15 protein-coding genes and 1 pseudogene are annotated in these 18,351 nt (G+C 65.9%); 8 read left to right on the forward strand and 8 right to left on the reverse strand.

Going from position 1 to position 18,351, the window contains the following annotated elements; genetic code table 11:
- Nucleotides 1-29: 29 nt before the first annotated feature.
- From ACG97_RS07095 to ACG97_RS07120, 6 genes are all read right to left on the reverse strand, one after another.
- Nucleotides 30-2,183, reverse strand: a complete 2,154-nt coding sequence (locus tag ACG97_RS07095) for a UvrD-helicase domain-containing protein (protein ID WP_047966646.1) — start codon at nt 2,181-2,183, stop codon at nt 30-32.
- A 106-nt stretch (nt 2,184-2,289) separates the two neighbouring features.
- Nucleotides 2,290-2,520 carry a DUF2061 domain-containing protein gene (locus ACG97_RS07100; protein ID WP_047966647.1) on the reverse strand — a complete coding sequence of 77 codons (231 nt, stop codon included), beginning with the start codon at nt 2,518-2,520 and terminating at the stop codon, nt 2,290-2,292.
- 366 nt (nt 2,521-2,886) lie between these two features.
- Nucleotides 2,887-3,729, reverse strand: coding sequence for an isopenicillin N synthase family oxygenase (locus ACG97_RS07105; RefSeq protein WP_047966648.1), 843 nt, complete (start codon nt 3,727-3,729; stop codon nt 2,887-2,889).
- Between the two features lie 361 nt (nt 3,730-4,090).
- Nucleotides 4,091-4,873 carry a serine O-acetyltransferase gene (gene cysE / locus ACG97_RS07110; RefSeq protein ID WP_047966649.1) on the reverse strand — a complete coding sequence of 261 codons (783 nt, stop codon included), beginning with the start codon at nt 4,871-4,873 and terminating at the stop codon, nt 4,091-4,093.
- A 69-nt stretch (nt 4,874-4,942) separates the two neighbouring features.
- Nucleotides 4,943-6,439, reverse strand: a complete 1,497-nt coding sequence (rng, locus tag ACG97_RS07115; RefSeq protein ID WP_047966650.1) for a ribonuclease G — start codon at nt 6,437-6,439, stop codon at nt 4,943-4,945.
- A 15-nt stretch (nt 6,440-6,454) separates the two neighbouring features.
- Nucleotides 6,455-7,051, reverse strand: a complete 597-nt coding sequence (locus ACG97_RS07120) for a nucleoside triphosphate pyrophosphatase (protein WP_047966651.1) — start codon at nt 7,049-7,051, stop codon at nt 6,455-6,457.
- Between the two features lie 295 nt (nt 7,052-7,346).
- Here ACG97_RS07120 and ACG97_RS07125 point away from each other — a divergent pair, with 295 nt between their 5' ends.
- Both ACG97_RS07125 and ACG97_RS07130 read left to right on the forward strand, forming a co-directional pair.
- A complete protein-coding gene (locus ACG97_RS07125; RefSeq protein WP_047966652.1) occupies nt 7,347-8,981 on the forward strand; it encodes a methyl-accepting chemotaxis protein in 1,635 nt (544 codons plus the stop codon).
- Nucleotides 8,982-9,054: 73 nt separating this feature from the next.
- Nucleotides 9,055-9,789: an ABC transporter substrate-binding protein gene (locus tag ACG97_RS07130; RefSeq protein WP_047966673.1), complete on the forward strand. Its 735-nt coding sequence runs from the start codon at nt 9,055-9,057 to the stop codon at nt 9,787-9,789.
- A 139-nt stretch (nt 9,790-9,928) separates the two neighbouring features.
- Here ACG97_RS07130 and tcdA read toward each other — a convergent pair whose 3' ends face one another.
- Entirely contained in the window at nt 9,929-10,714 is a 786-nt protein-coding gene (gene tcdA / locus ACG97_RS07135; protein ID WP_047966653.1) for a tRNA cyclic N6-threonylcarbamoyladenosine(37) synthase TcdA, read from the reverse strand.
- Between the two features lie 171 nt (nt 10,715-10,885).
- On the opposite strand from tcdA, the gene ACG97_RS07140 reads away from it, so the two are divergent.
- From ACG97_RS07140 to ACG97_RS07150, 3 genes are all read left to right on the forward strand, one after another.
- Nucleotides 10,886-11,110 (forward strand): hypothetical protein, encoded by a 225-nt coding sequence (locus tag ACG97_RS07140; protein ID WP_047966654.1) that lies wholly within the window; start codon nt 10,886-10,888, stop codon nt 11,108-11,110.
- 127 nt (nt 11,111-11,237) lie between these two features.
- Nucleotides 11,238-12,266 carry a low-specificity L-threonine aldolase gene (ltaE, locus tag ACG97_RS07145; protein ID WP_047966655.1) on the forward strand — a complete coding sequence of 343 codons (1,029 nt, stop codon included), beginning with the start codon at nt 11,238-11,240 and terminating at the stop codon, nt 12,264-12,266.
- Nucleotides 12,263-13,021, forward strand: a complete 759-nt coding sequence (locus tag ACG97_RS07150) for a sulfite exporter TauE/SafE family protein (protein ID WP_047966656.1) — start codon at nt 12,263-12,265, stop codon at nt 13,019-13,021. Before ltaE ends, ACG97_RS07150 begins: the two co-directional genes overlap by 4 nt.
- 309 nt (nt 13,022-13,330) lie before the next feature.
- Here ACG97_RS07150 and ACG97_RS17560 read toward each other — a convergent pair whose 3' ends face one another.
- Complete coding sequence (locus ACG97_RS17560; protein ID WP_156167990.1) at nt 13,331-13,723, reverse strand: hypothetical protein; 393 nt, start codon at nt 13,721-13,723, stop codon at nt 13,331-13,333.
- 290 nt (nt 13,724-14,013) lie between these two features.
- On the opposite strand from ACG97_RS17560, the gene ACG97_RS07155 reads away from it, so the two are divergent.
- The 3 genes and pseudogenes from ACG97_RS07155 to ACG97_RS07165 all read left to right on the forward strand — a co-directional run.
- Nucleotides 14,014-16,050 (forward strand): prolyl oligopeptidase family protein, encoded by a 2,037-nt coding sequence (locus tag ACG97_RS07155; RefSeq protein ID WP_047966657.1) that lies wholly within the window; start codon nt 14,014-14,016, stop codon nt 16,048-16,050.
- A gap of 269 nt (nt 16,051-16,319) precedes the next feature.
- Entirely contained in the window at nt 16,320-17,576 is a 1,257-nt protein-coding gene (locus tag ACG97_RS07160; protein ID WP_047966658.1) for a D-amino acid dehydrogenase, read from the forward strand.
- Between the two features lie 241 nt (nt 17,577-17,817).
- A pseudogene (locus ACG97_RS07165) lies at nt 17,818-18,351 on the forward strand (glycerol acyltransferase); the annotation flags it as partial.

Consider the following 18,351-nt stretch of genomic DNA (forward strand, 5'->3'; position numbering starts at 1 on the left):
TTCCCCTTTGCCGCCGTGGCGGACAGCGCTTACTGCGCGCTGAGTTTGTCTTTGGCGTAACGCAAATCCAGCCACTTGATGCCGTGCTCGGCAAAATTGATCTGCAGGCGCACATCGTCGCCGGCGCCCTCGGCATTGATCACCACCCCGTCGCCGAACTTGGTGTGGTGCAGGCCCTGACCCATCTTCCAGCCGCCAAGGTTGGCCGCCAGCGGCGCCGCCGCGATGCGGCCCTGCGCGTAGCCGTCGCGCGCCGGTGCCGCCGTCTTTTTCACGGTAGCAGACAAAGTCTGCAACAGCTCGGCCGGCAGCTCGTCGACAAAGCGCGAACGGATCGGGTAGCGGCTCTGGCCGTGCAGCATGCGGCTTTGCGCGCAGGACAGGTACAGCCGCTTGCGCGCGCGCGTCATCGCCACGTACATCAGCCGCCGCTCCTCCTCCAGCCCCTTGCCATCGTTCATGCTGTTCTCGTGCGGGAACAGCCCCTCTTCCAGCCCGCCGACGAACACCGCGTCGAACTCCAGCCCCTTGGCCGCGTGCACCGTCATCAGCTGCAGCGCGTCGGCGCCGGCGTCGGCCTGGTGGTCGCCGGCCTCCAGGCTGGCCTGGGTCAGGAATTCGATCACCGCCATGGCCGGCTCCTGCGGCAGGAAGCCCAGCGCCGCGTTGACCAGTTCGTCGAGGTTGGCGAGGCGCTCCTCGCCGTCCTTGCGATCGGCCTCATACATCGCGCGCAGGCCGGAGGCGTCGATGATCAGGCTGATGGTTTCCGCCAGGCTCAGCGCCTCGCAGCGCTGGCGCAGGCTGTCGATCAGGCGCACGAACTCGGCCAGCTTGCCGGCGGTGCGGCCGCCGCCGGCGCCGCACAGCGCCTGCCACAGGCTGACGCCCTGTTCGCGGCTGGCGGTCTGCAGGTTTTCCACGCTGCGCGCGCCGATGCCGCGCGCCGGCACGTTGATCACGCGCAGCAGCGCGTTGTCGTCCTCGGGATTGGCGACCAGCCGCAGATAGGCCAGCGCATGCTTGATCTCCTGCCGCTCGAAGAAGCGCAGCCCGCCGTAGATGCGGTAGGCGACGCCGCTTTGCACCAGCACGTGTTCGAGAATGCGCGACTGCGCGTTGGAGCGGTACAGCACCGCCATGTCGGCGAGATTCCAGCCGTCGCGCGCCAACGCCTTGACCTCGTCAACGATGAACTGCGCCTCCTCGCCGTCGGAGTAGGCCTCGAACAGGCGGATCTTGTCGCCGGGGCCGGCGTCGGTCCACAGGCTCTTGCCGAGACGGCCGTCGTTGCGCTCGATCAGCGCGTTGGCCGCGTCCAGAATGGTGCCGGCGGAGCGGTAGTTCTGCTCCAGCCGGATCGGGCCGCTCACGCCGTAGTCGGACAGCAGCGCGCGCATATTGCCGACCTCGGCGCCGCGGAAGGCGTAGATCGACTGGTCGTCGTCGCCGACCGCGAACAGCGCGTTGTCCTGGCCGGCCAGGAGCTTCAGCCACGCGTACTGCAGGCGGTTGGTGTCCTGGAACTCGTCGACCAGCACGAAGCGGAAACGGTTGCGGTAGTGCTCGGACAGCGCGGCGTTGCGGCTGAGCACCTCGTAGCTGCGCAGCAGCAGCTCGGCGAAATCGACCACGCCCTCGCGCTGGCACTGCGCGTCGTAGGCGGCGTACAGCTCGATCAGCTTGCGGGTATACGGGTCGTGCGCCGACAGCTCGCCGGCGCGCACGCCGGATTCCTTCTGGCTGTTGATGAACTGCTGCACCTGCTTGGGCGGGAATTTCTCGTCGGAGATGTCCAAGCTTTTCAGCAGGCGCTTGATCGCCGACGACTGGTCGCCGGAATCGAGAATCTGGAAGGTCTGCGGCAGGCCGGCGTCGCGGTAGTGCACGCGCAGGAAGCGGTTGCACAGGCCGTGGAAGGTGCCGATCCACATCGTCCTGACGTTGACCGGGATCATCGCCGCCAGCCGCGTCTGCATCTCGCGCGCGGCCTTGTTGGTAAAGGTCACCGCCAGGATACCGGCCGGACTGGCCTGCCCGGTCTGCAGCAGCCAGGCGATGCGCGTGGTCAGCACCCGCGTCTTGCCGCTGCCGGCGCCGGCCAGCACCAGCGCGCTCTTGGCGGGCCAGGTGACGGCGGAGAGTTGTTCGGGATTGAGACCGGCGAGCAGATCGTTATTCATGGGGCAGGCTTTGAGGTGACGCGCAAAACGCCGATTCTACACCACCACCCGCCCGCACAAGGTTGGCCGCAACGCATTGCGGCCAACCTTGTCGCCACCGGCGCGCTCAATGGGCGTGAAAAAAGCCGTGCCGGCCTTCGCTGACGCGATCCGCTGCCCCCTGCCGCCGCGCGCGGATGCCATCCCACGCCTTTTCGTGGAAGTAGTAGGCGACGGTATTCACCAGCGGCTCGACCAGTGCCAGCAGGCTGGCGATGCCGAAGCTGCCGGTCAGCAGATAGGCCACCGTGAACGCCACGCTGAAGTGGCAAATGGCGAAAGTGATGGTCTTGAGCATGATGGCCTCCCGGCGAACTGGCGATGCGGTACAGGGGGATGATAGCCAGCCGCATTCAATAGTTAAAATTGAATGTTTTTAGCCATGCGATAGCCAAGATTCGGGTCGGGATGCGGTGCCCGAAGCCAGGTAGCCAAGCAGGCAAGGCGGTGACCGCGGGGGCAGATGATTGCGGCAGTAAACAGCGTCGCCCGCGGTCGGCCGCGCGCAGGCAACAGGATGCAGCTCAGCCCGCGCGCGACAGGCAAAAAATGTGGCCGCCAAGCAGCAAGGCCGACGGCCACATTGTTGGCTACGCCCGCCACGCAAGCAGCGGGAGTAGCGACGCTCGGCCGGCGGCCAGAGTTGGCCGCACGCCGCAGTCGTTCAGCTCTTGACGCCCAGTTCGCGCAAGCGCTCGTCGAGGTAGGCACCGGCGCTGTAGCGCGCCGACAGCACCACCTCGTCGCGCGGGTGCAGGAACAGCGGCAGCGACACCCGGCTCTTGCTCGCGCCGTCGCCGGTCGGGTTCACCACCCGGTGCTGGGTGGACGGGTAGTAGCCCTGCGACGCTTCCTGCAGCATGTCGCCGATGTTGATGATCAGCATGCCGAAATCACAGGGCACGTCGATCCAGTTGCCGTCCATGTCCTGCACCTGCAGCCCCGGCTCGTTGGCGGCGGGCAGGATGGTCAGCAGGTTGATGTCGCCGTGCGCGGCGGCGCGCAGCGAGCCGGCCGGCTCCTGGCCGCTCAGCGGCGGGTAGCGCAGCACGCGCAGCAGGGTCTTGTTGCTGCCCTGGATCATGCCGGACAGCGGCTCGCTGTAGTTGGCCGCAATGTCGGCCGGCGTGTACTGCTCGACCCAGCCCAGCAGCTCGGCCGCCAGCGCGTTGGCGGTGTCGTAGTACTGCATCGCGTCGGCCTTGAGCTGCGCCGGGATGCGCCCCCACGGGTAGACGTGGAAGTATTCCTTGATGTCCTTCTGCGTCGCGCCCTTGGCGGTTTCCGAGATCGCGGTGGAGAAGTAGCCGTCCTGCTTCTCGACCGAGAACGCGTAGTCGTGCTTTTGCTCGCTGTCGAAGAAGGCCAGCCAGTCGCGGTAGATGCTTTCTACCAGCTGCTGCGGGATGGGGTGGTTGACCAGTACGCCGAAGCCGGTTTCGTGCAGGCTGCGGGTGAATTGGGCTGCCGCATCGGCGGCGCGGTAGTCTACAACGCGTACATTCATGGGAAGGGTTCCCTTGCAGAAAGTGACCGTCAGGCAATATCGGGACGGGACACGGCGGCGATTCTACAACAGCCGCGCCCGCGCACGAAAGCACCCGATTTAATTTACCAATGTCATTTACGTTGCCCGTCACGCCGCATTTTGCAGCATTCATGCCATAACCATAGCACGCCGCCGGCGCGCCGCTGATGCCCGCTCACCCGCCGCGGCCCGGGCAAGGCGCCGGCGGGTAGTCTCCACGTTGCGGCCAACCTTTGCGGCGCTGGCGGTGGCGGTGGCGGCGTTCATGACACGCCGCAGCAGGGCAAAAAAAAACGGCAAGCCGCCTGGCTTGCCGTCGGGAGTGACTGCGCGACGCGGCTTATACGCGCTGGTCCATGTCCAGGGCCGGGGTGCCCGGCCCCAGCTGCGCCACCACCTTGGCCGGTACGCCGGCCACCGTGGTGTGCGGCGGCACGTCGTCCAGCACCACGCTGCCGGCACCGACCTTGGCGCACTCACCAACGCGCAGGTTGCCGAGAATGGCGGCACCGGCGCCGATCATCACGCCGTCACCGATTTTCGGGTGACGGTCGCCGCGCTCCTTGCCGGAACCGCCCAGCGTCACGCCGTGCAGGATGGACACGTTGTTGCCGATCACCGCGGTTTCACCGACCACCACGCCGGTACCGTGATCCAGCATCACGCCCTCGCCGATGCGCGCCGCCGGGTGAATATCTGCGCTCATTACTTCGGAGATGCGGTTTTGCAGGAAATACGCCAGTGTCTTTCTGTCCTGCTGCCACAGCCAGTGGGTGATGCGCTGGCTTTGCAGCGCATGGAAGCCCTTGAAGTACAGCAGCGGCGTGGAGTAGCGGTCGCAGGCCGGATCACGGTCGTAGCAGGCGCTGATGTCGGCGCGCATCGCGCGGCTGATCTGCGGATCGGCGGCCAGCGCCTCGCGGAACAGCTCCAGCAGCGCGCGGGCGTCCATTACCGGGCTGGCCAGCTTGCTGGACAGGTGGAAGGCCAGCACGTCTTCCAGCGTGCTGTGCCGCAATACCGTCATGTGCAGGAAACTGGCCAGCAGCGGTTCGTCACGCACCGCCTGTTCGGTTTCCTGCAGGATGGCGAGCCACAAGGGATCGCGGTTTGCTTCGCTCATTTCTACTGCCTTTCTGTTGCTGCCACCCTGCCAACGTGGCGGCAGCCCTGCGCTTTACAACAGCACCACTTACAGCAGCACCACGTCAAACTGTTCCTGGCTGTAGGTGGCCTCCACCGACAGCGAGATCGGCTTGCCGATGAAGTCGATCAGCATCGCCAGGCTCTGCGATTCCTCGTCCAGCAGCATGTCGATCACGCTCTGCGACGCCAGGATGCGGAAGCCCTTGGCCTCGAAGCGGCGCGTCTCGCGCACGATCTCGCGCTGGATCTCGTAACACACCGTCTGCGCGGTCTTGATCTCGCCGCGGCCCTGACACACCGGACACGATTCGCACAGCACGTGCGCCAGGCTCTCGCGGGTGCGCTTGCGCGTCACCTCCACCAGCCCCAGGCTGGTGAAACCGTTCAGCGTCACGCGGGTACGGTCGCGTGCCAGCGCCTTGGCCAGCTCCGCCAGCACCGCCTCGCGGTGTTCGGCGTTATCCATGTCGATGAAGTCGACGATGATGATGCCGCCCAGGTTGCGCAGCCGCAGCTGGCGCGCCAGTGCCAGCGTCGCTTCCAGGTTGGTCTTGTAGATGGTCTCGTCGAAGTTGCGGTTGCCGACGAAACCGCCGGTGTTGACGTCGATGGTGGTCATCGCCTCGGTCTGGTCGATGATCAGGTAGCCGCCGAACTTCAGGTTGACGCGGCGCGACAGCGCCTTCTCGATCTCGGTCTCGATGCCGTGCAGCTCGAACAGCGGCCGCTCGCCGCTGTAGCGCTCGATCTTGTCCACCGCCGACTGCACGTAGGCCTCGGCAAATTCGACCATCCTGCCGTAGTTCTCGGTGGAGTCGACGATCACCTTTTCGGTGTGGTCGCTGACCATGTCGCGCAGCACGCGCACCGCCAGCGGCAGATCGTCGTACAGCAGGCTCTTGGCCGGCAGGTGCTGCGACTTGTAGCGGATGTCCGACCACAGCTTGGACAGGTACTCGACGTCGGCACGCAGCTCTTCGTCGGTGGCGGTCTCGGCACTGGTGCGGATGATGTAGCCGCGCGGGCTGCCGTCCGGCAGCAGCTTTTCCAGCCGCGCCTTCAGCGACAGGCGGTCGGCCTCGACCTCGATCTTCTGCGAGATGCCGATGTGTTCTTCCTGCGGCAGGTGCACCAGGAAACGGCCGGCGAGGCTGATCTGCGTCGACAGCCGCGCGCCCTTGGTGCCGATCGGGTCCTTGATCACCTGCACCAGCACGGTCTGGCCCTCGAACAGCATCTTCTCGATGCGCTGCGGCTCGCTCGGGTGCTGGCGCTGTTCCAGCACGTCGGCGATGTGCAGGAAGGCGGCGCGCTCGAAGCCGATCTCGATGAAGGCGCTCTGCATGCCGGGCAGCACGCGCTTGACCTGGCCCAGATAGATGTTGCCGACGATGCCGCGGCTGGCGGCGCGCTCGATGTGCAGCTCCTGCACCACGGCGTCTTCCAGCACCGCGACCCGGGTTTCCTGCGGCGTGATGTTGACCAGGATCTGCTCTTTCGGACGCGGCAGATCGCGTGGCAGGGGAATCGGTTGTTGCAGCATGGTGGCCTTTCGCGCTCAGGGCAGGGTGATGTCAAAGGCCGCCAGCAGTTGCGCGGTTTCAAAGACGGGCAGACCGACGACGCCGGTGAAACTGCCGGAAATGTGCTGCACGAAAACCGAGGCCTTGCCCTGAATACCATAGGCACCGGCCTTGTCGAATGGTTCGCCGGTATCGAGATAGCGCTCGATCTCGGCGTCGCTCAGCGGCTTGAAGGTGACGTCGGTGCAGCTGGTGGCGATCTCGGTGCGCTCGCCCTCGCGGATCGCCACGCTGGTCAGCACCTGGTGGGTGCGCCCGGAAAAGGCGCGCAGCATGCGGAAGGCGTCGTCGGCGTCGGTCGGCTTGCCGAAGATCTCGCCGTCCAGCACCACGGTGGTGTCGGCCGACAGCAGCGGCCGCGACGGCAGCCCCAGTGCCTGTGCCACGCTCCAGCCGGCGGCGGCCTTGTCGCGCGCCAGACGCTGGGTGTAGCCGACGGCGTCCTCGCCCGGCTGCACCGTCTCGTCGACGTCTGCGTGCACGCGCTCCAGCTGGAAACCAAGTTGTTCGAGGATCTCGCGGCGGCGCGGGCTGCCGGAGGCCAGATAAAGACGGATCTTTCGGGAATTCATGAGCGGGCAATCTGCAAAGGGAAACGCAATGGCCACAAGATTACCAGAGCGGGCCAGTGCCGGATATGTTGGCCGCGTGCGTGGGCAGGCGGCCGGTGGCACGCCGCGTTGCGGCCAACCTTGTGCGCCACCAAGCGGCCATCGTCATTTCATACAACATAAAAAATGTCGTTTCACTCGAAAAACATTGTGACAAATCAGAAAAGTGGCAATATCGCCTCTCTGATCTATAAGTCATGAAAAAATACAGCCCGCACGGCATCTTCCCCACTGCAATAACAAGGATGGCGACCCCATGAAACTGCTGCACGACATCAGCCTGCGCACCAAGCTGGCCTGCCTGTTCCTGCTCCTGAACATCGTCACGGTGCTGGCATTCAGCACCCACACCTACCTGCGCAGCAGCGAACAGGCGATGGCGCTGATCGATACCCGCCTCAACGCCAGCGCGCGCGCGGTGCCGGCCCTGCTCGGCGACCAGTTCCTCGCCAGCATGTTCAGCCCCGGCAGCATCAGCCAGGCGCAGATGGTCAGCAACGCCCGCAAGCTGGACGCCTATGCCAAACAGTTCAACGTGGTGTATCTGTACCTGCTGTGGCAAAAGGACGGCAAGATCGTCTATCTCGCCGACGGCGCCGGCGAGAAAGAGCTGAAGGAGAACTCCTTCGGCCACCATCTGGAAGAATACGAGCCCAGCGAGGGCCTGAAGCGCAGCTTCCAGCAGCACAGCATCGAATTCGACGAATACACCGACAAGTACGGCACCTTCCGCTCGGTGTTCATCCCGCAGACCATAGCCGGGCAGCAGGTGGTGATCGCCGCCGACATCCTGCTTTCCGACGCGCTGGCCTCGCGCCAGCGGGTGCTGGAGGAAACCCTGTTCATCGGCGGCCTGAGCCTCTTGCTCGGCACCCTGATCGCGTGGTGGCTGTCCGGCCTGGTATCGCGCGCCATCCTGCGCATCTCCAGCCACATCGCGCGGCACGCCGAGGAATGCCAGCTGAACGCGCCGCTGCAGCCCAAGGGTCGCGACGAGATCGCGCAGATCGCGAACAGCTTCAACCTGCTGTGCCAGCGTTTCCGCGACACCCTGCTCGATGTCGCCAGCCACGCCCGCGACACCTTCCACAGCGCCGAAAACGTGCGCCAGAACGCGCACGACACGCAAAGCTCCAGCAGCAGCAGCCGCGAACAGCTGAGCCAGCTGGCGCAGCGCAGCGAGCGCATCCACGGTCTGGCGGAAAACAGCCGCCACACCATCGACGAGGTGCAGCAGCACCTGGAAGCGGTACAGCAGCAGCTGCAGCAGTCGCGCAGCCAGGTCGGGGTGATGGCAGAGGACATGCAGAGCCACGTCGCCGCCAACCGCGAGCTGGCACAGCGCTTTGACGCGCTGTCCAGCGACGTGCAGCACATCACCCAGATCCTGCAGCGCATCGCCGGCATCTCGGAGCAGACCAACCTGCTGGCGCTGAACGCGGCGATCGAGGCGGCGCGGGCCGGCGAGGCCGGACGCGGCTTTGCCGTGGTTGCCGACGAGGTGCGCAAGCTGGCCGGCCAGACGCAGAACACGCTGTCGGAGACCGACAGCTTTGTCGCCAAGCTGCTGAACACCATCCACGACACCGCCGGCATCATCACCCACCAGGCCGACGAGGCCGCCACCCTGTCCGGCACCTCCACCGCGATGGAGCAGGCGCTGGAACAGACGCGGCAGGTGCTGGCGTCGCTGGAAAGCCGCTTCGGCCAGATCGTCAGCGAGCAGCAGTCGATCCGCAACGACCTGCAGCAGATGCACCACGGCATGCAGCAGCTGGACCAGCAAAGCACGCAGCAGGGGCAGACCAGCCAGCAACTGTCGGACGAGGCCGGCAGCCTGGAACAGACCGCGCGCCTGCTCAACCTGTCGCTGGCGCGCTTCAAGATGTAACGATCAGTTACCTGTCATTTTGCTTTTGATCTAATCTGGAGACTCCGCCCCGCCAATGACAGAACGGTACCGCATGCTGCGCTTGCTCCTGATCTGCTGTCTGTTCGCGACCGCCGCCGGTGCCGACATCGTGCGGCTGGCCGTCGGCCTCGCCAAACCGCCGTATGTCGAGGCGGGCGGCAACAGCGGACTGGAGGTGGCGCTGGCGCTGGCCACGCTGCGGCTGGCCGGCCACCAGCCGCTGGTGGTGCAGCTGCCGCAGGCGCGCGGGCTGGCGATGCTGGACAGCGGCCGGGTCGATGCCATGCTGTCGCTGGTGCCGGGGTCGCTGGAAGGGGTGTTCTATTCGCAGCCGCTGCTGCACTACCGCAACCGCGCCATCGTGCTGCAGGGCAGCGGCATCGTGCTGACGCAGCTGTCGCAGCTGGCGCAATACCGGGTGGTGGCGTTCCAGAACGCGCGCCGACTACTCGGCGACGACTTCCGCCGCACGGTGGAACGCGCGCCCAGCTACGCCGAGCAGGGCGACCAGGACATCCAGAACAAGATGCTGTTCAATCACCGCGTCGACGTGGTAATCGGCGACGAGCTGATCTTCCACGCCAATCCGACGCAGCGCGACCTCAACAACCGCAGCCAGGCGGTACTCAGCTACGCGCTGTTCCCCAGCTCGCCGCGCCATGTCGGCTTTCGCCGCGAGCGCCTGCGCCAGGACTTCGACAACGCGCTGCTGCAGCTGAAAGGCAGCGGCGAGTACGAGCGCATCCAGCAGTTCTACCGCGACAAGTACCAGCTGCCGCGCAATTAGAACCTGTTCAAGGTCTCGCGAGCTAGAGCGAGACAAGGCAAAAACGCCTGAGGAAGCGGAGTTGACATGGGGTCAATGAGCATTCCGAAGGCGTTTTTAACGCCGTATCGCCGAAGCGCAGCAGACATTGAACAGGTTCTTAGCGTTTGGCCGTGCGCGCCAGCTGGTTCAGCACCTGCGATGCGGCGAACAGGCCGAAGCTGGCGGTCACCACCACGCTGGCGCCAAAACCGGCGCAGGACAACCCCTGCGGCCCGCGCGCCTCGCCCACCTCACCCACCTCGCAGGCCGCCGCCTGCGGATACACCAGCGGCTCGGTGGAGTACACGCACGGCACCCCAAGCTTCTTGCCCGGCTCGCGGCTAAAGCCGTGATGACGGCGCAGGTTGTAGCGCAGCTTGGACAGCAGCGGGTCTTCCGTCACCTGTGAAAGATCCGCCAGCGCGATGCGCGACGGGTCCATCTGGCCGCCGGCGCCGCCGGAGACCACGAACTTCTGCCGCCGCCGCACGCACCACGCCGCAATCGCGGTCTTGATCTTCAGGCTGTCGATGCAGTCGATGATGTAGTCGTAGCCCTGCCCCAGCAGCGTCTCCAGATTGTCCTCGGTGACGAAGTCTTCCACCTCGGTCACCACGCAGGCCGGGTTGATGGCGCGCACGCGCTCGGCCAGCGCGGTGACCTTGGCCATGCCGTACAGCGGGTCCAGTGCCGGCAGCTGCCGGTTGGTGTTGGACTCGGCGATATTGTCGAGGTCGATCAGCGTCAGGCGGCCGATGCCGCTGCGCGCCAGTGCCTCCACCGCCCACGAGCCGACACCACCGACGCCGATCACGCAGACGTTGGCCGCAGCAAAACGCTGCAACGCCGCGTCACCATACAAACGGGCAATACCGCCAAAGCGGCGTTCCAGATCGGCACTCATCTTCGCTCGACATTCATCAGGAAAAAACGGCCAAGCATACCGAAAACGCCCCCCTGCTGCCAAGGCGGACACTGTCGCTGCAATCAGCCCTTGCCAAGGCAAATCGTTGATCTACTATGAAAATTCTGCCACCGCATCCTGCGGGCGGCAGCGACAACCGGGAGATTGCGCATGAAGTTGCCGCGTTTTGACATCGATCTGGACAAGCACTACAAGGCCACGGTGGTGATAGCCTGCCCGCAATGCAGCCACCAGACCCGCCAGCACCTGGCCAGCCTGGCCCCCGACCAGCCGCTGCGCTGCAGCTGCGGCGCCGACATCAGCATGCCCGGCAGCGCGCTGGCGGCCGCCCGGCAACAGGCCGACGCCATCAAGGCCGCCTACCACGTTCGCTGACCCCGCGCGGAACACACTGATCCGAAATAGGCCTCTACAGGCTTGATGACGGCTGGCACAATCGTGTCATTGCCGATCAACCCCGACACGGCAGCCCCACGGCTGCCGTGTGTCATTGGAGCCCACCATGTCCGTGCTTGACGTACGCAGCGACACCGTAACCCAGCCCACCCTCGCCATGCGCCAGGCCATGTTCGACGCCGTGGTCGGCGACGACGTCTACGGCGACGACCCCACCGTGCGCGAGCTGGAAACGTTGGCCGCACGCATTCTGGGTAAGGAAGCCGCGCTGTTCGTGCCCTCCGGCAACTTCGGCAACCAGCTGGCGCTGTTCAGCCACTGCCAGCGCGGCGACGAAGTGATCCTCGGCGACGACTGCCACATCGTGTGGCACGAAACCGGCGGCGCCGCGGTGATCGCCGGCGTGCAGCTGCGCACCATCGCCAGCGCCGACGGCGTGCTGCGCGCCGACGAGGTGAAAAAGCGCATCCGTGTCGGCGACGACATCCACTGGCCGCGCACCGGGCTGATTTGCGTCGAAAACGCGCACAGCAACGGCCGCGTGATCCCGCTGGCTGACATGGCGGCGGTGTGGGACGTCGCTCAGCAGCACGGCGTGCCGGTGCATCTGGACGGCGCCCGCGTGTTCAACGCCGCCGTGCACCTGGGCTGCGAGGTGCGCGACATCACCCTCTACAGCGACACGGTGATGTGCTGCCTGTCCAAAGGCTTGGCCGCACCGGTCGGCTCCATCCTGGCCGGCCCGGCCGCCTTCATCGCCCGCGCGCGCAAGAATCGCAAGCTGCTGGGCGGCGGCCTGCGCCAGGCCGGCGTGCTGGCTGCGCCCGGCCTGCTGGCGCTGACCGAGATGGTGACCCGCCTGCCGGAAGACCACGCCAACGCCCGCTATCTGGCCGAGAAACTGGCCGCGCTGCCCGGCGTGCAGGTCAATCTGGACGACGTGCACATCAACATGGTGTGGTTCCGCCTGCCGGACACGCTGGACAGCGGCCAGCTGATGGCGGCGCTGACCGCGGCCGGCATCAAGGCCAACGGGCCGGAAGGCGGCCTGATGCGGCTGGTGACGCACTGGCAGATCGGCCGCGCCGACATCGACCGCATCGTTGCCGTATTCGCCGGCGTGCTGGCGGCATGACGCTCACCCTCGCGCTGGCGCTGTTCGCGGCGGCATTTGCCGCCGGCGCGCTCAACGCCGTCGCCGGCGGCGGCACGCTGCTCACCTTTCCGGCGCTGGTCGCCGCCGGCCTGCCGCCCATCGTCGCCAACGCCACCAGCTCGGTGTCGCAGTGGCCCGGCTACGTCGCCAGCAGCCTCGCCTTCCGCCGCGAGCTGCGCGGCCAGCGCCAGTTTGCTGGCATGAGCGTGGCCAGCCTCGCCGGTGGGCTGGTGGGCGGCTGGCTGGTGACGGTAGTGTCACCGCGGCTGTTCGACGTGCTGATCCCGTGGCTGATCCTGCTCGCCACCGCCATGTTCGCCTTCAGCGCCACCCTCACCCGCTGGATGGGCCGGCACGCGGCCAACGTTGGCCGCAGCCGCAACGGGCTGCTGGCCGGCCAGTTGCTGGTTTCGGTGTACGGCGGCTTCTTCGGCGGCGGCATGGGCATCATGATGCTGGCGCTGTACAGCCTGTTCGCGCTGGACACGCTGACACGGATGAACGCGCTGAAAACCTGGCTATCGGTGGTGATCTCCGGCGTGGCGGTGGTGACCTTTATCGTCGCCGGCATCGTCGACTGGCCGGCCGCGCTCGTGATGCTGGCCGGCACCATCGCCGGCGGCATCGCCGGCGCCCGCCTCGCCCGCCGCCTGCCGGCGATCTGGCTCAAGCGCGTGGTGGTGGCACTGGGCAGCGTGCTGACGCTGGCGTTTTTCTGGAAGGTGTACGGCTGAGGCTGCGGTCAAGGTTGGCCGCAAAGCGGGGGCTACACACGGTTGGGAAACAGTCGCGCGGGCGGCCATGAGGCAGAAATGCAAACGGCTGCCGGACTTTGGAGATTGTCGGCTGGCTAATGGCAATCTCGACCAAAACATTCGATCAGGTGCTTACCTGACTGCTATTGGCCAGTTGCGAACACTTGGTAGCATTAACACCGGGGAAGACGAACTCCCGTTGTTACCCGTACCCGAAAAGCAGCTACCAACGATCAAGTGCAGCCGCACCGAAGGCGAACCACATCGACTGAAGCGTAGATTTAGCGCTCATGGTGTAATCTTCATTTCAATAACAAGAGGCATGCCCTCGTTGCCGAAATTTTCAGGTGGTTCCGGAAATGATGCCTTTCTGAAGCCTCGTGCGAAGCAAAGTGATTGCTTGGTTTGCGGACGAACCTCCACGTTTGCCAGAGCACCTCTAGGAATGAGGTTAGCAACTAGTGTGAACGCTGTTGTGTCCGGTTTTGTGCTTTTCGGAAAGCACTGCTGCATCACGCTAGCCGTATAGTCACCGGCGGAATCCCAAAATATTTTCTGAAATGACTGACCATCAGCAGAATTCTCGATGGACTTAGCCAGCTGCACCCTAGTGTTAAATGGATCGCCTGCCCCTGCTACAGTTGCAATGAAAAATAGCAATGAAATGAGATAATTCTTCATTGGTTCTAATACCTCGGTTCAGTGGCGAAATGGGGCTCAGTCCACTGTAACTTTTTGTTAGTATTAACTATACGCACAGTATCATTCATAGGCAGCTACAAGTCGCGAAGCAAGCACCACTTGGTCAGAGGGGCAAGTGACTACTCAGGGTCGGTAGCGATCCTCTGCACAAACCGTCCGACCACCAACGCAAAAGCCCTCCCCCCACCACTTCCCGCGTGACCGCCGTCCCCTTCTGCCGCACAATCCGGCCATCGCTGCCCTTGCGGCCAACCTTTGCCTGTCCCGACATGACCGATCACACTTCCGATGACTTCCAGTGGCTGGAAAGCCTCGACGATACCGCCGCGCTGGCGTGGGTCGAGCGCCAGAACGACGCCACCCGTGCCCTGCTCGACAGCGACCCGCGCTTTGCTTCGCTGCAGCAGTCCATCCTCGCCAACCTGCGCGACACGCGGCAGATTCCGTTTTTTGCCGAGTACGACGGCTGGCTGTACAACTTCCACCAGGACGGCGAGCATCCGCGCGGCATCTACCGCCGCTGCACGCTGGATGCCTACCGCGCCAACTCGCAGGACTGGCAGACAGTGCTGGACATCGACGCGCTGGCGGCGGCCGAGGAGGTGGACTGGTATCTGGACGGCGTGGCGCACTACACCGAGCAGCCGCAGCGCGCGCTGCTGAGCCTGACGCCGGGCGGCTCCGACGCCACCATCAGCCGCGAGTACGACGTCGAGGCGCAGGCCTTCGTCGCCGGCGGCTTCAGCTTCCCCTACGGCAAGAACCACATCGCATGGCGCGATCTGGACAGCGTGTTCGTGTGCCCGGCGTGGGACGAATCGCAACTGACCCGCGCCGGTTATCCGCGCGAGGTGTGGCTGCTTGAGCGCGGCCAGGGCTGGGACCAGGCGCGCTGCCTGCTGCAGCTGGACGACGAGGCGATGATGGCGGCGGCGTGGCGTTTTCTCGACGCCGACGGCACGCCGTTCGACATGATCGAGGCCTCCGACAGTTTCTACAGCAAGACCTACCACCACGTGGCGGCCAACCTTGCGCTCACCGCGCTGCCGCTGCCGCCGCGTGCCGAGATCGAGGCCTACAGCCACGGCGACCTGATCGTGAAACTGGCCGAGGACTGGAACGTTGCCGGGCAGAGCTACGCTGCCGGCAGCCTGCTGGCGGTGGCCTGCGACGCGGCCAGCGGCAAGGTTGGCCGCATCCAGCCATTATTCGTGCCCGGCGCGCGGCAGTCGGTGGAGATGGTGGAGGCGACGCTGCACCTGTTGGCCATCATCGTGATCGACAACGTGAAGAGCCGCCTCGTGACGCTGCGCCGCCTGGGCACGGACTGGCTGCCACACGCCAACCCGCTGCCCACCGGCGGCGTGATCGAGTTCGCCGACCAGCCGTGGCAGAGCGACCTCTTGTACTACAGCTACAGCGATTTCCTGACCCCGGCCGCGCTGTACCGGCTGGACCTGCTAAGCGGCGGTGAGCCGGAGGTACTGCGCGCGCAACCGCTGGCCTTCGACGCGACCGGTTACGTGGCCGAACAGCTGCACGCGACCGCCGGCGACGGCACCGGGATTCCCTACTTCATCGTCCATCGCGGCGACCTGGCCCGTGACGGCAGCGCGCCGACGCTGCTGTACGGCTACGGCGGCTTCGAAGTGCCGATGATGCCCTACTACATGGACAATTTCGGCCCGCAGTGGCTGGAAAAGGGCGGCGTGTTCGTGGTCGCCAACATCCGCGGCGGCGGCGAGTTCGGCCCCGCCTGGCACCAGGCGGCGCAGGGCATCCACCGCCAGGTCAGCTTCGACGATTTCATCGCGGTGGCGGAAGACCTGATCGCGCGCGGCATCACCAGCGCGCGGCGGCTGGGCATCGAGGGCGGCAGCAACGGTGGCCTGCTGGTCGGCGCCTGCATGGTGCAACGGCCGGAGCTGTTCAACGCGGTGGTGTGCGAGGTGCCGCTGCTGGACATGCTGCGCTACACCGAGCTGTTGGCCGGCGCCAGCTGGATCGACGAGTACGGCGACCCGCAGGACGAGGACGAGCGCGCGGCGCTGGCGGCGTACTCGCCCTACCACCACGTCCGCGCCGACGCGCACTACCCGCTGGCGCTGTTCACCACCAGCAGCAAGGACGACCGTGTACACCCAGCGCACGCGCGCAAGATGGTGGCGCGCATGCAGTCCTTCGGCCACCAGGTGCTGTTCCTCGAAACCAGCGGCGGCGGCCACGGCGGCAACACCGGCCAGGAGCAGACCGCCGAGGAGCTGGCGCGGGTGCTGGTCTATCTCTACCGCCAGCTGATGGACTGAAACTGCGCCACGATCTGCTGCGCCCTGATATCCAAGTGGCTGATCCGGCGTTGGAACGGGCCAGAGCATGCGTATTGATATCAACATCAACTGCGCTTTTCTGGCCCATTCCGCCTTGTCTGACTTTGGCTCGCGAGATCGCGAACGCGTTTCTGACGCCTGCGGCCAACCTTGCGCTGAAGACAAGGTTGGCCGCAAGCATGTGACACCGTTACCATAGCCCGGCCCGCTTGCCGGGCTTTTCTTCACTTCTATACTCCGGAACGCGCATGAAGATCGTCGTCCTCGGTGCCGGCGTGGTCGGCGTCGCCAGTGCCTGGTACCTGTCCCGCGCCGGGCACGAGGTCACCGTCATCGACCGCCAGAGCGCCGCCGCGCAGGAAACCAGCTTTGCCAACGGCGGCCAGATCGCGGTATCGCACGCCGAACCGTGGGCCAATCCGGCCACGCCGCGCAAGATCTGGCAGTGGCTGGGGCAGGAGGACGCGCCGCTGCTGTTGCGCCTGCGCGCCGACCCGGCGCTGTGGCGCTGGAGCTGGCGCTTCCTGCTGGAGTGCCGCGCGCGGCGCACCCGCGCCAACATCCGCCCGATCACCACGCTGGCGCAGTACAGCCGCAGCTGCCTGCAGGCGCTGCGCACCGAGCTGGCGCCACAGGGCGGCCTGCACTACGACCAGCTGCAGCGCGGCATCCTGCACCTGTACACCGACGAACAGGAATTCGAACAGGCGCTGCACGCCGCCGCCATCATGCGCGACTACGGTTGCGACCGCCGCCCGCTGACGGCGGACGAGTGCGTGGCGATCGAGCCGGCGCTGGCCAGTGCCCGCAGCCAGCTGGTGGGCGGCGATTTCTCCGCCGAGGACGAATCCGGCGACGCGCAGCGCTTCACCAGCCAGCTGGCAGAATTCTGCCGCCGCGCCGGCGTCCACTTCCGCCTCGACACCGTCATCAGCCGCCTGGAACGCGACGGCGACCGCGTCGTTGCCGCGCACACCGACAGTGGCGAGCGCATCACCGCCGACGCCTTCGTGCTGGCGCTGGGCAGCTACAGCCCGCTGCTGCTGCGACCGCTGGGTATCAGCCTGCCGCTGGTGCCGGCCAAGGGCTACTCCGCCACGCTGACGCTACCGGAGGACAGCGTCGCGCCGGTGACCAGCCTGACCGACGACCAGTACAAACTGGTGTTCTCGCGACTGGGGCAGCGACTGCGCATCGCCGGCACCGCCGAATTCGCCGGCTTCGACCTCGCGCTCAACCCGGTGCGCTGCAACGCGCTGCTGCGCCGCACGCGACAGCTGTTCCCGCAATTGCGCGACAGCGCGCCGCCGGAATTCTGGTGCGGGCTGCGGCCGGTGACGCCGTCCAGCGTGCCCTTCATCGGCGCCAGCCGCTACCGCAACCTGTGGCTGAACACCGGCCACGGCACGCTGGGCTGGACCATGGCCTGCGGCTCCGGCCGGCTGCTGGCCGACCTGATCGCCGGCCGCACGCCGGACATCGCCTTCCCCGCCCCCGCGCTGTGAGCGCCTGTTTAATGTCTGCGGCGGCGGATCTCAATGGGGCGATCGCGCGTTAAGAACGGCGTCGGCATGCTGCTTCTGTCCAGCTAAGCGCCGCTTCCTCAGCCGTTCTCGCCTAGTCTCGCCTGAGCGTGCGAGATCGTGAACAGGCGCTAAGCGGCGGGTGCGCGCGGCGGCAAAGGTTGGCCGCAACGCGGCGGCTGCCTTACCATGCAGCCATCGCCCTCCCGAGACCCGCCGCACCATGTCGCACCACCCCAACCAGTTCGACCTGTTCCGCACCCGGCGCTTCCTGCCGCTGTTCATCACCCAGTTTTTCGGCGCCTTCAACGACAACCTGCTGAAAAACGCGGTGATCGTGCTGATCAACTTCCACGGCATGAAGATGCTGGGGCTGGCGCCGGAGCTGATGATCCAGCTGGCGGCGGCGCTGTTCATCCTGCCCTTCTTCCTGTTCTCCGCCACCGCCGGCCAGCTGTGCGAGAAGTACGACAAGGCCGCCATCGCGCGGCTGGTGAAACAGGCGGAAATCGCCATCATGCTGCTGGCGGCGCTGGGCTTCTGGCGCCACGACGGCGTGATCCTGATGTCCACCATCTTCCTGATGGGGGTGCACTCCACCCTGTTCGGGCCGCTGAAATTCAGCGTACTGCCGCAATACCTGCGCCCCGGCGAACTGGTCGGCGGCAACGGTCTGATCGAGATGGGCACCTTCGTCTCCATCATCCTCGGCCAAGTGGCCGGCACCGTGCTGGTCAATGCCGACGACAGCCGCATC

Origin of the sequence: Vogesella sp. EB (assembly GCF_001037925.1) — a bacterium.
Taxonomy (GTDB): domain Bacteria; phylum Pseudomonadota; class Gammaproteobacteria; order Burkholderiales; family Chromobacteriaceae; genus Vogesella; species Vogesella indigofera.